The 18,558-nt window shown below is 47.9% G+C and carries 13 protein-coding genes; 5 read left to right on the top strand and 8 right to left on the bottom strand.

From position 1 onward, the window contains the following. Positions 1–383: 383 nt before the first annotated feature. The 7 genes from HOM51_05075 to HOM51_05045 form a co-directional block, all read right to left on the bottom strand. A complete protein-coding gene (locus tag HOM51_05075; GenBank protein ID MBT5033872.1) occupies positions 384–716 on the bottom strand; it encodes an STAS domain-containing protein in 333 nt (110 codons plus the stop codon). Positions 717–785: 69 nt separating this feature from the next. Further along, positions 786–1,118: a zinc ribbon domain-containing protein gene (locus HOM51_05070; protein ID MBT5033871.1), complete on the bottom strand. Its 333-nt coding sequence runs from the start codon at positions 1,116–1,118 to the stop codon at positions 786–788. Positions 1,119–1,207: 89 nt separating this feature from the next. Further along, positions 1,208–2,449: an acetamidase/formamidase family protein gene (locus HOM51_05065; GenBank protein ID MBT5033870.1), complete on the bottom strand. Its 1,242-nt coding sequence runs from the start codon at positions 2,447–2,449 to the stop codon at positions 1,208–1,210. Further along, positions 2,442–5,297, bottom strand: a complete 2,856-nt coding sequence (gene fdhF, locus HOM51_05060; GenBank protein ID MBT5033869.1) for a formate dehydrogenase subunit alpha — start codon at positions 5,295–5,297, stop codon at positions 2,442–2,444. Before fdhF ends, HOM51_05065 begins: the two co-directional genes overlap by 8 nt. 1 nt (position 5,298) lies before the next feature. After that, complete coding sequence (locus HOM51_05055; GenBank protein MBT5033868.1) at positions 5,299–6,996, bottom strand: NADH-quinone oxidoreductase subunit F; 1,698 nt, start codon at positions 6,994–6,996, stop codon at positions 5,299–5,301. 520 nt (positions 6,997–7,516) lie between these two features. Then, the gene (locus HOM51_05050) at positions 7,517–8,437 is read right to left on the bottom strand and encodes a DNA-binding response regulator (GenBank protein ID MBT5033867.1); all 921 of its coding nucleotides are present in this window, start codon (positions 8,435–8,437) and stop codon (positions 7,517–7,519) included. Then, positions 8,430–11,798 (bottom strand): response regulator, encoded by a 3,369-nt coding sequence (locus HOM51_05045; GenBank protein MBT5033866.1) that lies wholly within the window; start codon positions 11,796–11,798, stop codon positions 8,430–8,432. Before HOM51_05045 ends, HOM51_05050 begins: the two co-directional genes overlap by 8 nt. A gap of 439 nt (positions 11,799–12,237) precedes the next feature. On the opposite strand from HOM51_05045, the gene urtA reads away from it, so the two are divergent. From urtA to urtE, 5 genes are all read left to right on the top strand, one after another. Continuing rightward, positions 12,238–13,515 carry an urea ABC transporter substrate-binding protein gene (gene urtA / locus HOM51_05040; GenBank protein MBT5033865.1) on the top strand — a complete coding sequence of 426 codons (1,278 nt, stop codon included), beginning with the start codon at positions 12,238–12,240 and terminating at the stop codon, positions 13,513–13,515. 123 nt (positions 13,516–13,638) lie between these two features. Further along, on the top strand, positions 13,639–14,565 hold the full coding sequence (gene urtB / locus HOM51_05035; protein MBT5033864.1) for an urea ABC transporter permease subunit UrtB: 927 nt from the start codon (positions 13,639–13,641) through the stop codon (positions 14,563–14,565). Positions 14,566–14,577: 12 nt separating this feature from the next. Further along, complete coding sequence (urtC, locus tag HOM51_05030; GenBank protein MBT5033863.1) at positions 14,578–15,720, top strand: urea ABC transporter permease subunit UrtC; 1,143 nt, start codon at positions 14,578–14,580, stop codon at positions 15,718–15,720. Positions 15,721–15,731: 11 nt separating this feature from the next. Beyond that, positions 15,732–16,487, top strand: a complete 756-nt coding sequence (gene urtD / locus HOM51_05025; GenBank protein MBT5033862.1) for an urea ABC transporter ATP-binding protein UrtD — start codon at positions 15,732–15,734, stop codon at positions 16,485–16,487. A 15-nt stretch (positions 16,488–16,502) separates the two neighbouring features. Beyond that, positions 16,503–17,192, top strand: a complete 690-nt coding sequence (gene urtE / locus HOM51_05020) for an urea ABC transporter ATP-binding subunit UrtE (GenBank protein MBT5033861.1) — start codon at positions 16,503–16,505, stop codon at positions 17,190–17,192. Positions 17,193–17,481: 289 nt separating this feature from the next. Here the strand turns inward: urtE and HOM51_05015 are convergent, their stop codons facing one another. Continuing rightward, a complete protein-coding gene (locus HOM51_05015; protein ID MBT5033860.1) occupies positions 17,482–18,300 on the bottom strand; it encodes a metallophosphoesterase family protein in 819 nt (272 codons plus the stop codon). Positions 18,301–18,558 lie beyond the last annotated feature (258 nt).

Below are 18,558 nucleotides of genomic sequence, written 5' to 3'. Positions count from 1 at the left end.
TAATCCACTCAAATAAGGATCATTACCTGTAGGTTTCTCCGAAGGAAATGCATGATTGCCAATTGCAGAGAATACAGGACTGCCAATTAATGTAGTTAATAATAAAACTGGAAGGGCGAGAATTAGATAACGCATTGGCAGGACTCCTTAGTCTTTCAATAGGTTATTTTCAGAGGACATTCTCTTTCATATTGTGTGTGTAATGCCCACCGGCATACACATGCCGGGTTTCCGGATGCCCGCATTCTTTTTGCTCGCGCAGTCCTCAAGCTACTGATTGTCTGAATTGTAGTCGAGATGATTATAATTCCACAAAATTAAATGGTGAAATTATCTGAGGGGATTATATTAGATGAAGGTAATATGAAAGTGATTTTGAAGAGTTAAAATGCTGCAATAGCATCAGTCTCGTTATCATAAACGTGCAGCAAACTGTTAAACTCCGAAAATTCCAGCACCTCTTTAACCGAATCATTGGGATTGCAAATTTTCATTTGTCTGCTCGAAGCCTGTAAAAGCTTAGATGTCATTAGCAGTATGCTTAGTCCCGCACGACTCATATATTCCAATTTTTCAAGATTTAGCACAAGTTTGCTGCCGCATTCCTTGGCTATATTAACCATTTTATCGTAGGCGTCGCCAGATGTGCTAGTGTCTAACTTGCCGGTAAATTCGGCCACAAAAACACCATTCTCAATCCGAGTAAAGATTTTCAAAATCTTTCTCCTTATTGATCACGAATGCAGGTTAATACTAAAATTTACAAAGCTTCCAGGCGCGCTGCTTTAGTGGCCGATCATCCAAGGTCGAGATGGTCCGTGTCCATGGCTATGGCTATGGCCATGATGGGTGTGACCGCCCCCTTTGGATTTTCCGTGTCCTTCTTGGGCTTTTACATTCTTGGGTTTCTTTACCACCTCGGGACGGTCGGCGCTCTTCTCATTTCGAAAATGGGCCGTTCGCGTATTTGCAGACATTAGGGCGAGTCCGGGCGTTGACATGGCCCGCTTAGACTGTTCTCCGCAGTTTGTGCAGGTATTGGGCTCCGCAGATTGAGACATGCTCTGCCATTCTTCGAAAGGTCCGCAATCGGTGCATTCATAATTATATAGGGGCATGAAATTCTCCGTTTTCTGAGTTGATACTCGCAAGAGGCTCCGGCCAAGGGAGGTCGTTAGGTAGCCGAAGCCTCTCACTAGGTATAGTTTTAGGTACACTCCGCCACGTCGACACCTACCGGAATCGACTGGGTTGGGCCAGTAGCATTCGGATTGATATCAAAATCAAATATGGCCGTTGGAATGGAAACCGTACAGCAAGCGTTGGGTATATCAACAATCCCTGCAACGCGCCCTTCTACCGGCGCCGTACCAAGGATCATGTAGGCTTGCTCACCTGAGTACCCGAACTTCTTGAGATATTCGACAGCGTTCAGGCATGCCCTGCGGTAGGCGACAGTCGCATCAAGGTAGTGTTGCTCACCATCATGCTCATCAACCGAAATACCTTCAAAGACCAAATATTCGGAATAATTTGCATCAATAGGACTGGTCTGGAAAATCGGGTTTGTGACGCCGTACATCTCCATGCCACCTTTAATGATATCAACACTGATATCGATCCAGCCTGCCATCTCAATAGCACCACAGAACGTAATCTCGCCATCACCCTGTGACCAGTGAATATCACCCATGGAAAGACCGGCGCCGTCAACATAAACTGGGAAGAACACTTTGGAACCACGAGATAGATTTTTGATATCGCAGTTTCCACCGTGTTCGCGACCAGGTACGGTACGAGCGGCTTCCTCACCCGCAAGTTTGGCGTCTGCACCAGTCATACCGCCCATCAGGGCTGTCGTCGTACCGGCCATGCCATCTGGAAGAGTACATAACGGTGGGGTGCGAGTTGGATTTGTATCGAAAAGTTTCTTTTCTCGATCGTTCCATGTCTTCAGAAGATCAGCCGATGGCAATGTCCCGATCAATCCTGGGTGAATTGTACCGGGGAACCGGACACCTGGAATATGACGGGAGCTCGCATAAATTCCTTCGAAGTCCCAACATGCCTTACGGGCCCGAGGGAAATGTCGATCAAGAAACCCGCCGCCATTTTCGTAGTCAAAAATACCCGTAAAGCCCCACTCGGAATCTTCCTTGGAACCAATGTCATTGATGTTAACGACAAGAAGATCACCCGGTTTGGCGCCTTCGATGCCAAACGGACCACTCAGGTAGTGAACTTTGGATAGGTCGACATCTCTGATATCGTCTGCACAATCATCGTTTTTAATTTGTCCGCCGGTCCAATCGTAACACTCGACCCGGAACTGTTCACCCGGCTTGAACGTTTCGACGAAGGGTAAATCCGGATGCCATCGATTGTGCGTTTTTACAGTTTGTTCCTCCGGCAACTTATCCATTTCTGCATGAAATACTGTTCTAGCCATTGTCGTCCTCCTTGGTTGGTGAATGTAAGGGCCCTTTTTTAGACCCAGAGTGGTGAATTGAATTTGTCGTAGATTGGGACCCATCGGATTTTTTTTCGATCCGCGCAGCACAAAACTTCAATTCAGGAATTTTGGCCACAGGGTCCAATTTCGGATTTGTCAGGATGTTGGCTGCCGCTTCGGAAAAGCAAAATGGGACGAAGAGCATGCCCTCGGGCACTTCGCGGTCCAAACGGGATTTCAAGGTAATAGAACCTCGCCTTGTCTTGATAGAAACGAGTTCACCCGGCGCGATGTCGAGCGCATCCAGGTCGCGACGACTAACTCCAACGATTGCCTCCGGCTCCAGGGCATCAAGAGTGGATGCGCGCCTCGTCATGGCGCCTGTGTGCCAGTGTTCCAGCAGACGGCCCGTTGTAAGTACCATAGGGTATTCTAAATCCGGCAATTCATCCGGTGGAACGAGGCCCGCAGGAATAATTTTACCTCGGCCATTTTCGGTCGGGAAACCCTCATCGAACAGAATTTCATTTCCGGAGTGATTTTCATCAACGCACGGATATGTGACAACACCTTCGCGATTTAGGCGTTCCCACGTAATGTTATCGAGAGATGACATTACGTGTTTCATCTCCCCGAATACATCTTCTGGCCCGGCGTAGTTCCACTGGAGGCCCATGCGTTTGGCGATTTCCTGGATTAACCACCAATCCTGTTTCGCGCTACCTGGCGAAGGAACAACCGGGCGACCTATCTGGACTTGACGATTAGTATTTGTGTACGTGCCAGATTTTTCGGCATGAGCTGACGCGGGCAGAATGACATCTGCAAACCATGCTGTTTCCGTAAGGAAAATATCCTGAACAACAAGATGATCCAATTTCGCTAGGGCGCGACGGGCATGCCCCTGATCGGGGTCTGACATCGCCGGGTTTTCACCCTGCACATACATCGCTCTAATGCTGCCAGCTAGTATGTCGTCGACGATCTCAACGACCGTCCGCCCCTTCGCGGGGTCTAATGCTAAACCCCAGAACTCTTCCATGGTTTGGCGAACACCCTCTGCCTCGACCGATGCATAATCTGGATAGGACATGGGAATGAGACCGGCATCCGACGCGCCCTGTACATTATTCTGCCCCCGCAAGGGATGAAGGCCGGTTCCGGATCTGCCAATCTGCCCTGTGATCAGTGCCAAATTGATTAGGCAGAGAGAATTGTCCGTACCATGTACATGCTGGGAGACTCCCATTCCCCAGAATATGATCGAAGATTTGGATGTGGCATAACAACGTGCCACTTTTCTGATATCTGACGCGCTGATACCACAGACGTCGGCCATGTTTTCGGGAGAAAATCCCTCGACTTTTTCTTGAAGATTTTGGAATCCGACCGTGTTCTCTTTGATGTAATGTGTGTCACACAAGCCTTCTGAGATGATGGTGTAGAGCATCGCGTTCAGGAGTGCGACATCTTGTCCTGGCTTGAACTGGAGGTGCCAATCCGCGTGACGAGATAATGACTGCTTGCGAGGATCAATGATGATGAGCTTGGTTTCGCGTTTTGCGGCCTGCTTCAAATAGGTCGCGGCGACAGGATGATTTTGGTCAGGTCGTGCTCCAATAACGATAATGCAATCTGACTCATCGACTGTTGTGAAGGGTGCAGAGACAGCCGCTGAACCAACTGATTGCAGCAAAGCAGTTACCGACGACGCGTGACACAGGCGCGTGCAATGATCAACATTGTTGGTACGGAATCCAGTCCGCACAAGTTTTTGGAATAAGTAGGCTTCCTCGTTTGATCCTTTCGCAGATCCAAATCCAGCCAGAGCAGAAGGGCCGGCGTCACTGAGCATCTCTTTAAATCCATCAGCAGCTCTGACCAGTGCCTCATCCCAACTGGCCTTGCGGAAGTATTTAAGAACATCCGCATCATCAATTCTAATATCCCATTTCTTGGGTGCGTCGTCTCGGCGGATCAGTGGCGTAGTTAGCCGGTTTGGGTGTTCGACGTAGTCGTAACCGAAGCGGCCCTTTACACAAAGGCGTTGCTCATTGGCGGGGCCGTTACGACCTGTAACAGAAATAATCTTATCGCCCTTTACGTGCGCCGTCGTTTGGCACCCCACACCACAGAAGGGACATAGGGTGTCAACGGATCTGTCGGGAAACTCTGTGCGGATACCACGGTCATCAAGCAAGCTCGATTCCATCAATGCGCCTGTCGGACAGGCTTGCACGCATTCACCGCACGCAACACAGGTGCTGTCCCCCATGGAGTCATCAAAATCAAAAACGATTTTTGACTTGTGGCCACGGAACGCCATCCCAATAACATCATTGACCTGAACTTCCCGACATGCCCTGACACACAGGTTGCACTGGATGCAGGCATCAAGATTGACGCGCATTGCGGGATGGCTTGAGTCGGGAGAAATTTTGATACGTTTTGGAAACCGACTTTTGGTGATACCAACCGTTTCTGTCCAGTTCCAAAATTTGGATTCCGGATTGTGGGCAACGCTTCGGTCGGGTTGATCTGTCAATAGCAGTTCGAAAACCATTTCACGGGCTTTGGTAGCGCGGGCGTTATTCGTACTTACTTTCATACCGGCGGTTGGCTGTCGTAGGCACGACGGTACCAATACCCGTTCACCCTCGACCTCTACCATACATGTTCGGCAGTTTCCATCAGGCCGGTACCCTGGTTCCGCGGAGTGGCAGAGATGTGGAATTTCAACGCCGCTGTGTTGGGCAACATCCCATATGGTTTCGCCACTTACTGCTTCGACTTCGGTACCATTCAAGGTAAAGGATATGACTTCATGGTTGATTCCATCGGGCATGTTAAAGCTCCTCCGGAAAGTACTTCATCGCACATAAAACAGGATTAGGTGCTGCCTGACCCAACCCACAAATGGATGCGTCAACCATTACCGTTGAGAGATCCATCAGAAGGTCTTGGTCCCAGGTCTTCTCTCGCATGAGCTGAACGGCTTTTTCAGTTCCTGTTCGGCACGGCGTGCATTGCCCGCAGCTTTCGTCTTCAAAAAAGCGCATCAAGTTCAAAGATACGTCCTTGATACTGTCCTGATCAGACAGAACGATAACCGCCGCAGAACCGACGAAGCAGCCATGCTCTTCGAGAGTTCCAAACGCGAGTGGAAGATCGCTAAGTGAAGCAGGCAGTATGCCCCCGGATGCGCCGCCGGGAAGATAGGCCTTGAATTGATGCCCATCCTGCATTCCACCACAATAGTCGTTAATCAGGTCTGTAATGGTTATGCCGGCGGGGGCACGTTTGACACCAGCATTCTTCACACGACCAGAAACGGAAAATGAGTGAAACCCTTTACAGCCATTTAGACCTTGGTCAGAAAACCACTCGGGACCCCGATTAATTAACGACCGAATCCAATAGACAGTTTCGACGTTGTGGATGAGGCTCGGTTGGCCAAACAGGCCTACCTGTGTGGGATAAGGCGGTTTTTGCCGCGGTAAACCCCGCTTTCCTTCGATCGAATCCAGCATAGCGGATTCCTCACCGCATATATATGCGCCAGCTCCTCGGCGCAGTTCAATTTCTCGGTTATCTAAAAGACCTTCCGACCTCAGGGTATTAATTTCCCGAATGAGGATGTCCCGCGCCGCTGGATATTCATCACGAACGTAGATGTATATTTTCTCAACTTCGCATACCCAGGCTGCAATGAGCATACCTTCGAGAAACCGATGGGGATCGCCCTCTAGATAGTGACGATCCTTAAAGGTTCCAGGCTCGCCTTCATCAGCGTTGATCGCCATTAACCGCGGTTTAGGTTGCTCGCGTATAGATTTCCACTTGAGGCCTGCCGGGAAACCGGCTCCACCCATCCCCCGTAACCCGCTTTTTTGAACCAAATCAATCAGGTCGTCACGATTATATTTTCCTGCATAACAATCATTCAGAAGGGTGTATCCCTCGCCCTTGATGTAATCATTGTACGATAGATATTTCGGGATTTCCGGAGTGAATTCCTTGCTCTCAATCGTCGATATGACTTTTTCAAGATTTGCAAAGCCAACATGCCGGTGACCAACTTCGACAACGGGCGCCATATCGCATCGTCCCATGCATGAGGCTGTCACGATTTGAATATTGTCATCTAAATGATCGCCTAGATATTTCGAAAGAGATTTCGCGCCAAACATTTCGCAGGTCAGGCTATCGCACACTCGAACCGTGGTCTTGGGTGTCCCCGTATCTCCATGCATATCTATATCGAAATGGGCGTAAAATGATGCAACTTCAAACACCTCGGCCATGGATAACCGAAGTTCTTCAGCCAGGGCGCGCAGGTGATCAGTGGAAATTTTCCCGTAGGCATCCTGAATTTGATGAAGATATTCAACGAGACGGTCTCGGGTTCGTTCTTCTCCAAGGAGAAGGTCTTTGATTTCCGAATGGGCTACAGGGGACAATTGCCGCCCCTTGTTAAAGGCAGATGCTCTACGTTGACCCAGGCCGGGGTGACTTCGATTTTGGGGCGTCGCGTCATCTAACATTGTAGATTCACATCTCTTTGACTGGTCGTGGCTGTCGCAATAATATGGCGCGTCAAAATTGAAAACGAATTCACTTGATCAGTTTCGCCAAGGGACTGCGTTTCCAACCAAGGGACTGCGTTTTCAACGTTGTCGGTCGTTCACCAAACTCCGTTCATATTTATGGCCTCGCGTGCTGTTCTAAGAACATAAATTGCACACCAAAATCCTCATATACGTCATATAACGTAGGGTTCAACCGAGACCGTGTGTGAGGATACGCAATGCAAAATTTTAATCTGAGAAATGCCTTTTGAATTCACAACGTTGCGGACTGTTTTGCAGGATGGGCACGCGATAGCGCACTAAAAATGAGGTGTAACGCTAACCCGAATTCTCAAACATCAACGGATCAATAGTTTAAGCGCACTGGAAAATTGGAGGAGTCACAGTTTAGAGGGAAGCGCACTAGTAAACGACTTTCTCTGCTCAATAAATCTCTGGCCCTCTTCCGAGGTCACGTGAGCATAAACTCACTTTCTTACATCGCATTTAGCGCCATTGCAGCTGCAGCTGTACGGTTTTCAACGCCCAATTTCGAATGGATCCGTTCCAGATGCTTATTGATCGTTCTCGGGCTGAGATCAAGAATAGAGCCGATGTCACGATTGGATTTTCCGGTGGCGAGCCACGCCAACACTTCCGCCTCTCGCGTCGTAAGGCCGAAGTTTTTAGATAACCGAGTCTGTGTAGTAGCGAAGTTATTCTCGATGATCCGCAGCAAATATTCGTCCTTGCCACTTTGCCCGATGTAGGAGATCAATATCTGATGCTCAACCGTGTCTGTGAGCATGAGTTGCGCTGACGTAGCCATTTCAGAATCGAATTGTTCTCCGAGCCAAATTCTAACGTACTCAGGAAGGCGAAGAACGTGCGTTTGTTCTTCTGGTTCCAATAGGATAATCAACCGAGCGGCCTGGGGCGTATTCCAGAGAATGGTGCCCCGCTTGTCTGTGGCGAGTAAATACCGTCTAGCGTCATCCATTGCGACATAAGCGCTTTGGGCCATTTTTGCATTGGCAAGATGCACCTGCATTCGTGCAATGAGCTCATCGGGATTAATGGGTTTAACAAGATAATCAACGCCCCCAGCTTGAAATCCTTCAACGATGTGTTCCGTGTCGCTCAGGCCCGTCATAAAGATAACAGGGACATGAAGCATCTTACTGTTTTCCTTCAGACGGCGGCATGTTTCGAACCCATCCATTCCCGGCATCACTGCATCCATCAAGATAACGTCGGGCGTAACCTCATCAATAACGTCGAGTGCCTTTTGTCCAGCAAGCGCGACAAGGACGGTATCACCCGTCTTTTCAATGACATCAGTTAAGAACTTTAGGGAATCTGCAGAATCATCGACTACCAGAATGCAGGCAATATCATTCGGGTTCTGGTTATTCATGGGTATTTTCCAATTCTGCCATATAACTCGAAAGATGGAAGTCGTTGACGAACCTACGCAGGTTTGTGATGAATACACTGCAGTCTGGAAAGTCATTTTCCAAATCATCTAGTTTTGTTTGAATGCCTCGGATATGTCCCATCTTCCCAAGCTTTTTGAGTTCCGCGATATGTTGGAGAGGAGGGTGGTTTATAACGGCGGACTTTACGGGTTCTAATACTGAATGAGTGTTCAACATACCTTCATAAAACCACTCGATATTTAGATTGCTTTCAATCTTTTCCAGGAAACGGTCATATTCGATTGGTTTCATCAGATAGTCGTCGTGCTTCCATTGATCATTCTTGTCTTCATTTGGATCGATAGCGCTGGCAGTTATCATAATGATTGGCACTTCATTGTTTCCGCCCTCCCGTAGGGCGGTCGTAAGGTCCAACCCGTTCATGCCTGGCATTGATACATCGAGAAGAAACATGTCGGGGCTACGATCTTCCGCCAATCGCAGGCACTCTTCTGCGTTCGCCGCGTTCAATACGATGAACCCGATAGGTTCTAGAATCTCCGAGATGAGTTTGCAGTGGGCTGGCTCATCATCCGTAACTATGACTGTAAGTCGCTTCCCACGATACCCAATAATAGTTCGGTCACTATGCTGCTCCTCACTTGATGTAACGCCTGCGACGACGGGAACGGTTACTTTAAATTCACTTCCACGGCTCACTTGGCTCTCGACAGATACAGTTCCTCCCATTCGCTCCGTCAGAATTTTTGTGATCGCCAGTCCCAGGCCTATGCCATCCGACGCACTATTAATTGATGATTCGGCACGTTCGAATGGAATAAAAATACGCTCGAGATCCGCTGGCAAAATGCCAACACCGTTATCACGTACGGAAAATTCGAGTTCGTCGTCCATTGACAGTACAGACAGGGTGACATCACCATTTGGCGTGAACTTGAATGCATTAGATAAAATATTGATCAAAACTTGACGCAACCGCTTTTCATCAGAACGGATGAGTAGTGGTAAACTACCAATCGACTTGAATTCGAATCTCACATCATTTGCGGCAGCTTCAAGCCTGAACATTTCAACGATTTCCAGGAGGAAAGTTTCCAACCGAAAATCATCCTTGTTAAGGGTAAAATGTTCTGACTCAATCTTCGATATGTCTAACAAGCCATCGACAAGGCCAGTAAGATGTTCTGAACTGCGCCGGATAACATGAACGGCATCAACACGATGTGCTGGGATTGAGCCGTCACGTTCCAGCAATTGAGAATAGCCAAGAATAGTGTTGAGTGGTGTGCGAAACTCATGATTGAGGCCGACAACATAGCGACTTTTTGCCGAGTTTGCGGCTTCTGCAGCCTCTTTTGCTTTCTGCAGTTTCACGTCGGTAACTTTGTGAGCTTCGATTTCTTCCGAAAGTAAATATGTCTGCCGAGACGTTTCATCTTGAGCAACTTTGGCACTTTCTCGGGCGAGTACAAACAACCAGGTGGCAACACCACTGATGATCACAAGTATAAAAAATATTTGCCACATTGTGCCTTGAATACCATCGTGTTGCAGCCAGTCTTCGATGGTCGTCTGCAAGTACACAAGCCCAAGGACGCCACCGATAACCAAACAAAAAAGAAATTGTATTCCGATGTAATGACCAATGCTGGAATTCAATCGAGCAACAATCCACTTCGGAAATATAGCTTCCATCAAAGCAAGAATTTGATCTGTGTACCGAGCTTCTTTTTTGCAGGCGTCATTACACCGGGCATCCAGTGAACAACACAGAGAACAAATCGACCCATCATAAATGGGACATTCTGCCATATCCTCAATTTCGTAGGAGTTCACACAAATGCAACATTCAACCTCTGTTGCGCCACCGAAGTCTGCCTCTGGATCACGCGCCAGATAATATTTCCCGCGAGTCGCAAACGCGAGAAGAGGCGCAGCACAAAATGCAGTTCCCAACGCTAGGTAGGAAGAAAGCGCCCTCATTACCTCACCTAGAAGTCCGCTGTAGGAAATGATTGCCGCAATGATAGCGATCGCAACCGAGCCAACACCAACTGGGTTGATGTCGTATAAATAAGCGCGCCGAAATTCGATATGAGAAGGGCTGAGACCTAAGGGTTTGTTGATTAATAAGTCTGAAGACAAGGCGCCAACCCAGGCGACCGCAATGATGGAGTACAATCCCAAAATCTGTTCCAACGCACGGTAGACCCCCAATGTTATTAGGAGGAATGCAATCGTAACATTAAAGACAAGCCATGCGACACGACCAGGATGGCTATGGGTTAGGCGGGAGAAAAAATTCGACCAAGCAATAGAACCCGCATAAGCATTCGTAACATTGATTTTAATCTGAGAAATAATGACAAAGAGAGCTGTGGCAGCGACGACAACGACGGGTGAATCGAAAACAAACTGGAAAGCTACTTGGTACATATGTGATGGATCGCCGGCGAATTCGGCGGGCACAGCCATTTTCAGCGCAAGGACCACTAAAAACGACCCAGCTATAATTTTTAGCCCCCCAACGCCAATCCAGCCCGGACCAGCAGAAAACATCGCCCACCACCATTTAAAGCCGTTCTTTTCGGTCCTCGGAGGTAGGAACCTCAGAAAATCAACTTGCTCACCAATTTGTGCAGCCAACGAAAAAATGACAGCGGATGCTGCACCGAATAGAAGAATATTGAATCCTCCACCAGGATCTTCAGAGAGTCCGGTAAAGTCGGTCCATTCAGAAAAGAATTCAGGGTGATTTGCCGCAATGAACGCGAAGGGTAGGATATGTAAAGCAAGCCAAATAGGTTGCGTGCAAAGCTGCAATTTGTTGATGAATGTAAATCCGTGAACCACCATGGGAATGATAATGATTGAGCTAATCAGATAGCCTGCAAACAAAGGAATGCCAAAAAACAGCTCGAGCGCTGTAGACATGATTGCGGCTTCTATTGCAAAGAATATAAATGTAAATGAGGCGTAGATCAGTGATGTAATCGTTGAGCCGATATATCCAAACCCAGCCCCGCGAGACAACAGGTCAATATCAACGCCGTGTTTTGCGGCATAGTAACTGATGGGTAATCCGGTAGCAAAAATTAGGAAACATACAACAAGAATTGCGATCGTAGCGTTGACATAACCGTACTGCAAGGTAATTGACGCGCCAATTGATTCCAAGGCCAAGAATGACACGGATCCAAGTGCCGTGTTCGCAACGATGAACGGCGACCATTTTCGAATTCTCTTTGCTGTAAACCTTAGCGAAAAGTCTTCAATTGTTTGGTTTGATACCCATTTGTTGTAATTTCTGCGAACGCGAACAATTTTTTGTTGAATCATGTTTTCGCCCGCCTCACTTTGTCAGCATTCGGTTGCCTACAATGCCAACACCTAACAAAAGGCCACTCTAACATTACTGGGTCGCTTTCCATTGCCAGAGCACTACAGGTCTTGTGCCAGATTACCACGGGCGAATGTTTGCGGATGATTCTATAAATCCTGTTTATGCTGCCCATACAAAAAATTCGGGACGCTCAATATCACACTCGAAACTTTATCATAGGGAGATTGTTTGGTACGTCAAATGACGTACACCTACCCACTCGACCCGAGGGTAGTCAATTGACGTATACCTACCTTCCGACAGCCAAGTTTAAGCTGAAGGACTATACCTTCATTGGAATAAGGGCTCGATTGATTTTTCGAGCCTCATTTCAACATGATGGAATGGGTTGATTATCTATCAGTAAATACCTCAATTAAACAGGGAGTGACTGAGATGTTTGGAATAACGAAGAAACTAAAGGCAGATCATTCGACATCTGCCATACGACGTAAAATTACGTGTGGGCTACTTGCTTTGCCCGCTCTAGCTCTTTTATCAACCGGCGCTCTAGCGAATTCTGAATTCCCGACCAGTAAGGTCAACACGACTGGTTTGGCTGTTACCGACGACACCGTGACAATTGGTATCCTGCACTCAATCACAGGATCCATGGCGATCAGCGAGACAGGCTCTGTGCAAGCTGAGAAGCTGGCGATCAAGCAGATCAACGCTTCAGGTGGCGTTCTCGGCCGTCAGATTAAATGGATCCAGGAAGATGGCGCCACGGATTGGCCGAATTTTGCTGAAAAAGCTAAAAAATTGATCGTGAACGATAAGGTCGCTGCTGTGATGGGTTGCTGGACATCTGCTTCGCGTAAAGCAGTTCTCCCGGTTTTTGAGCAGTACAACAACATGCTTTACTATCCCACCATGTATGAGGGGTTGGAAGCTTCGCGAAACATAATTTACACAGGCCAGGAAGCTACTCAACAAATTCTTGCCGGCCTCGACTGGATTATTAAAGAGAAGAAACCAAAGACCTTCTATTTTGTTGGCTCAGACTATATTTGGCCTCGTACATCATTCAAAATTGCTCGTAAGCATATCGAGAAAAAGTACGGGCTAAAGGTTATTGGTGAGCAGTATTACCCCCTTGGTCATACCCAATTCAATTCCGTGATCAATAAAATGAAGTTGAAGAGACCTGACGTCATCTTTTCCATTGTTGTCGGTGGTTCAAATGTTGCTTTCTATAAGCAAATCACTGGAGCCGGAGTCGATCTCACAAAGCAAACCGTCATCACCATTTCTGCGACGGAAGACGAGGTTCGTGGTATCGGTGGGGAGAATATTGTAGGCACTTACATGTTTGCAAAGTATTTCCAGAGCCTCAAAAACCCGAACAACAAAAAATTCATCAAAGAATTTAAGAAAATGTGGGGTGACGACATCGTTATCGGTGACGTTACCAACAATGCCTACCTTGGGCCTTGGTTGTGGAAAGCAGCCGTTGAGAAGGCGGGCAGTTTCGATATCGATAAGATAAAGAAAGTGAATGGATCTGGCATTGAAATGAAAAATGCGCCAGAGGGATATGTTCGCATTCACGAAACAAACAATCATCTTTACAGCAAATTGCGTGTCGGTCGTGCTCGTTCCGATGGTCAGTTTGATGTGGTGCATGAATCTGAACTGATGGAGCCGGATCCTTTTCCAAAAGGATACCAGTAAGAAAAATGGCGACCGACCTGGAGCACATAACTCGTGCTCCAGGTCGACGCTTATTAAGTGTTATGTGAAATAAAAAATATCTGGTCGTTCTAGGCCAGACCGTATCTCGAAAGGCCAATCATCATGTTCGGATATTCTTTTGGCGAATTAGGTTCCATCTTTGCGATGCAAGGGTTCGCCGGGCTAATCCTCTTTTCGGTTTTTACTCTAATGGCGCTTGGGTTAGCCATTATATTTGGACAGTTGGGCGTCATCAACATGGCGCACGGCGAGTTCATGATGATAGGCATGTACGTTACCTATGTTATATCAAAGTTATTTGCTAATTACTTACCCGGATTGTTTGGAATATATTTCTTTGTCGCGATGGGGGTAGCGTTCTTAGTTACAGCGGCGCTTGGCGCGTTCGTGGAGTGGGCAATGATCCGCCACCTTTATCGACGACCGCTTGATACGCTACTTGCGACATGGGGCTTAAGCCTAATCTTACAACAAAGTATACGCGTGGTGTTTGGTACCCGCGAAGTTGGCGTCGTGAAGCCCGACTGGATGATGGGGGCTGTTAAACTTTCTGATCTGATCGACGTTCAGATATATGGAATCGTTGTTATCCTGATCACGATCGGCCTAACAGTTGGTGTCATGTATATGATGCTCAAATCGATGTGGGGCAAACATGTCCGCGCAGTTGTTCAGAACCGTGAAATGGCTTCCGCAGTTGGAATTAATACGGCACGCGTTGACCGGATGACATTCGCGGTTGGTTGCGGCATTGCCGGCATTGCTGGCAGCGCCTTTACGATGATTAGTTCGACGGCACCTGATGCAGGTCAGCACTATATCGTTGATACATTCATGGTCGTGGTTTTTGGTGGCGCAGCCAGCCTTTGGGGCACTGTCGCATCAGCATTCATGATTTCAATGGCGCAGTCGACTTTAGAATTCTTCATGACGGGTTCAATAGCCAAAGTTATAACGTTACTCGCCGTGATTGGAATTCTGATGATACGCCCACAAGGATTGTTCAGCCTCAAGATACGCAGTCGCTAAGGAACACGCATTATGGATAGACTATTTCCCAAGAAAGATCGGTTCAGCTTTATCGTGATCGCTGTGCTGCTTCTTGTAATATTGCCTTTAGGGTTAGACGTATTCCGTCTTAACCTAGTCAGCAAATACCTTACACTTGCATTTGTGGCCATTGGTTTGGTGATATGCTGGGGTGCTGGTGGCATTCTGAGTCTTGGACAGGGGGTGTTTTTTGGCCTTGGCGGATATTGCATGGCCATGTTCCTCAAGCTCGAGGCCGCAAAAGTTGATATTGGTTGTACGCGTGCCCAGCAGGAATTAGGTAAATGCATCGTTCAATCCACGCCGGGGATTCCTGACTTTATGGATTGGGCCTCGATGACCGAATTGCCATTCTTTTGGCTGCCATTCAGTAGTTTCCCCCTGACCATCGTCATGATTCTAATCGTTCCGACAATACTGGCTTACTTTGTTGGTCTCGCCATGTTCAAGCGTCGTGTTGGCGGTGTGTATTTTGCTATCATGACACAAGCCATGTCAGCGGCTCTCAGTATCTTGATTATTGGTAATGCAGGTTATATCGGTGGCTTTAACGGCATTACTGATTTGCGGACACTTCACGGCTGGGACATTCGAACTGATGATGCCAAGGTGATATTTTATTTTGTGACAGTCGTCTTGATACTGGGCGCGTTATTTGCGTCACAGCTTGTTCTCAAGAGTAAACTCGGAAAGGTCCTGGTGGCAATGCGAGGTCATGAAGACCGTGCACGCTTTTCTGGATATGACGTTGCCAACTTCAAGATATTCGCATTTTGTTTTGGTGCGTTACTTGCCGGTGTTGGTGGCGCGATGTTTACCCTCAATGTAGGATTTATTCATCCTAATTTCGTTGGGATTGTGCCATCGATTGAGATGGTCATCTTCTGTGCAGTCGGGGGACGGTTTTCAATCTATGGGGCCGTATATGGTGCGCTGCTGGTAAACTTGGCGAAAACGGTATTTTCTGAAGCCTATCCAGAGCTTTGGCTTTTCGCCATGGGGGCCATGTTTATCGGCGTTGTGTTAGCGTTCCCAGACGGTTTGGCGGGGCTTTATAAAGTCCATATCGAACCTAAGCTTCCAAAGTTCGGCCGTGACGATGGACCGTCTTCAGTGACAGACCCGGCTAAATAGAGGAAATGACAATGGAAAATTTACATCATCAAGACAGCATTCTTAGTGTCGAAAATCTCACTGTCTCTTTCGACGGGTTTAAGGTTGTAGACGATCTATCATTCCAAATTAAGGTGAACGAACTCAGAGTTATTATTGGCCCAAATGGTGCTGGCAAGACAACCGTTCTCGATCTAATCAGCGGACGTACCCCGGCAACATCAGGATCCGTCATGTTCCGTGGTAATGAACTGAGGGGTATGAAGGAACATCAAATTGTTCATGCTGGTATCGGACGGAAGTTTCAGACACCATCAGTTTTCGAAGAACTGACAGTTTTTGAAAATTTTGAAATTTCGTTTCCCCGTGGTCGAAATGTATTTGGATCCCTCTTCTCTAAACGAGACGAAGTCGTGAAAGATCGTATTCAGGAAGTTGCTGAAACCGCTTACCTTGATGAAGTGCTTCACACTGAAGCAGGCTCCCTCAGCCACGGACAAAAGCAATGGTTGGAAATTGGCATGTTGTTGATTCAAGACCCGGCCCTGCTGATGCTAGATGAACCTGTCGCAGGCATGAGTAAGAGCGAACGACTGAAAACAGGCGATCTGCTTCGTAAAATCGCCCAGGGGCGGTCTGTAATTGTGATTGAACACGACATGGATTTCGTGAAAGACATCGCGCATTGGGTAACCGTTATGCATCAAGGTAAAGTTCTCTCAGAAGGAACAATGGATGTGGTGCAAAAGGATCCCAAGGTTGTCGAAGTCTATTTGGGCCATAGCTAAAAGGAACACGACGTCATGTTGAATATCAACGACTACCACGTATCATACGGACAAAGTGAGATACTTCATGGGATAAATATTGATGTAAAGCCAGGTGAAATCGTTGCCGTGACAGGGCGTAACGGTATGGGGAAAACCACCTTAATGAAATCAATTATGGGCATTATTCCCGCCAATGAAGGGGCCGTCACCATTGGGGATATAAATATTACGAACCTGCCGACATTTGAACGAGTCCAGGAAGGTGTCGCCTATGTTCCCCAGGGTCGGATGATCTTTGCGACGATGACGGTTGAAGAAAATATCGAAACAGGATTGGCCGGCACGAATAAAAAGAACATTCCCAATGAAATCTATGAAATCTTCCCTGTTCTGTTGGAAATGAGACATCGGCGAGGCGGCAATCTGTCCGGTGGTCAGCAACAGCAACTGGCCATTGCGCGTGCCCTTGTATCCGAACCCAAGGTCCTTCTTCTCGATGAGCCAACAGAAGGCATTCAGCCATCTATCATCAAGGAAATTGCCCAGGTACTTCGGCGCATTCGGGATGAACGTGGACTGAGTATCTTGTTTTCAGAACAGGTTCTGAGCTTTGTGATGGACGCGGCTGATCGGATCATGGTGATCGAGAATGGCCGGATTGTACATGAAGACAACCGCGACGACGTGGATGAGGAAACATTGATAGGATATTTGTCTGTATAGGCATTTGAACGAACTAGAAATGTCGCAACATCACCATATTCATGTATGTAAAGTATTGGTGGCGGGCCGATTATTTCTAGTGTTGAATGTGGGATCGGCTTAAACAGCTACCAATATCCTGGCAGGTACGCGAACCACCCATCCCCCGCCAGTTTTTGGCAATCTCATTGCCGGTGCGACTGTTTCCCCTGGCGGTGCGAAGTGGATATAGACAGGCCCCGACTCCAACGCAGCAACATGCAGCCCAAGAAGGGTGATCTTCGTCGTGCGGTCACGGTTTTCCGTTTTGTTAGTTCCAGGTCAGGGATACAGGTTTAAGGCGTTGGCCTGTCTCGGCCGTTTCTTGTTCAGGCAAGACATCAGTGCTTGGCCAATGGCCGCTTTCAAGCGCATCAGCATACGCCGTCAGTCCCTCCCTGCGCATTTCACCAGCGGCGGTTTTATGATCGTAGGTTAAAGGGTGAGTCGAAATCTTTAGCCCGTCTTCCGCAGGCTCGATAATCGCATACCAGACCCTGTCCGTACCATCATTTGCGGGGATACCCACGGCACCACTATTGAGCCACAGTTTCTCACCGATTACCCGAGCGAACGGAATGCCGCTATGTCCCGCCAATATGCCATCGCATTCAGCCTCATTCATGGCGCTGTTTAGAGGGGCGTCCGCACAAGAGGGAAATATAAATTCGTTAATGACACTAAGCCCGCCATGAACCACGCGTAGTCTTTTTTCGCCAATGATTGCGGTAAGAGTGCGGGGCAGGGTGCCCATCCAGCGTTTGGTTCCCGCACTCAGCTTTTCACGGCAGAACGTATACCACTGCTGAGACATTAGATCGCAAGCCGTGCCGGCATCGAACCCACACCCGCAATCATCTAAATCCGCGGCTAAGTTTTCTTCGCAGTTGCCTAAAATGGTTGCGACGCCTTTTTGTCGAACTAGGTCCACGGTTTCCTGGGGCTGAGCACAATAAGCCGCGAGGTCGCCGGTGCAGATCATGCGGTCCGAACCAAAGCCCAAGCGCTCCGCTTCACCGAACAAAGCTTCCGTTGCTTGTAAGTTTCCATAGGTTCCACCGAACAGTAGCAGACCCTTATCGAATTGCATTTCCAACTAACGTTTCCTTCGTATAGTCCTGGCAGGTAATCTAATCGGAAATGGGAGCGACGAAAAGGCGGAGGAGGAGAGATCATGGGGAACTACACCAAAGACGAAATCAATGCAGGGCTGCGGACTGTGGTAAATCCGGCCCTTGTCGTTGCCTACATTAAATATTGTACCAAGACATCGATGGAGTGTCCGAGTCGGGCCATTTGCGGAAGTTAATGTCCCCTCTGAATTAGTTCCGGTTAGCGTTGAAAAGCG

It is taken from the genome of Rhodospirillaceae bacterium, from assembly GCA_018660465.1.
Classification (GTDB): Bacteria; Pseudomonadota; Alphaproteobacteria; order Rhodospirillales; family JABJKH01; genus JABJKH01.
The sequence above is the reverse complement of the archived record's forward strand: the minus strand, read 5'-3'. Positions and strand labels throughout refer to the sequence as shown.

Bases quoted from the DNA above. Each gene is read 5' to 3' on its own strand.
- fdhF (MBT5033869.1), bottom strand. From the start codon at position 5,297: ATGCCCGATGGAATCAACCATGAAGTCATATCCTTTACCTTGAATGGT.
- urtD (MBT5033862.1), top strand. From the start codon at position 15,732: ATGGAAAATTTACATCATCAAGACAGCATTCTTAGTGTCGAAAATCTC.
- HOM51_05070 (MBT5033871.1), bottom strand. From the start codon at position 1,118: ATGCCCCTATATAATTATGAATGCACCGATTGCGGACCTTTCGAAGAA.
- HOM51_05045 (MBT5033866.1), bottom strand. From the start codon at position 11,798: ATGATTCAACAAAAAATTGTTCGCGTTCGCAGAAATTACAACAAATGG.
- HOM51_05055 (MBT5033868.1), bottom strand. From the start codon at position 6,996: ATGTTAGATGACGCGACGCCCCAAAATCGAAGTCACCCCGGCCTGGGT.
- urtC (MBT5033863.1), top strand. From the start codon at position 14,578: ATGGATAGACTATTTCCCAAGAAAGATCGGTTCAGCTTTATCGTGATC.
- HOM51_05015 (MBT5033860.1), bottom strand. From the start codon at position 18,300: ATGCAATTCGATAAGGGTCTGCTACTGTTCGGTGGAACCTATGGAAAC.
- urtB (MBT5033864.1), top strand. From the start codon at position 13,639: ATGTTCGGATATTCTTTTGGCGAATTAGGTTCCATCTTTGCGATGCAA.
- urtA (MBT5033865.1), top strand. From the start codon at position 12,238: ATGTTTGGAATAACGAAGAAACTAAAGGCAGATCATTCGACATCTGCC.
- urtE (MBT5033861.1), top strand. From the start codon at position 16,503: ATGTTGAATATCAACGACTACCACGTATCATACGGACAAAGTGAGATA.
- HOM51_05065 (MBT5033870.1), bottom strand. From the start codon at position 2,449: ATGGCTAGAACAGTATTTCATGCAGAAATGGATAAGTTGCCGGAGGAA.
- HOM51_05050 (MBT5033867.1), bottom strand. From the start codon at position 8,437: ATGAATAACCAGAACCCGAATGATATTGCCTGCATTCTGGTAGTCGAT.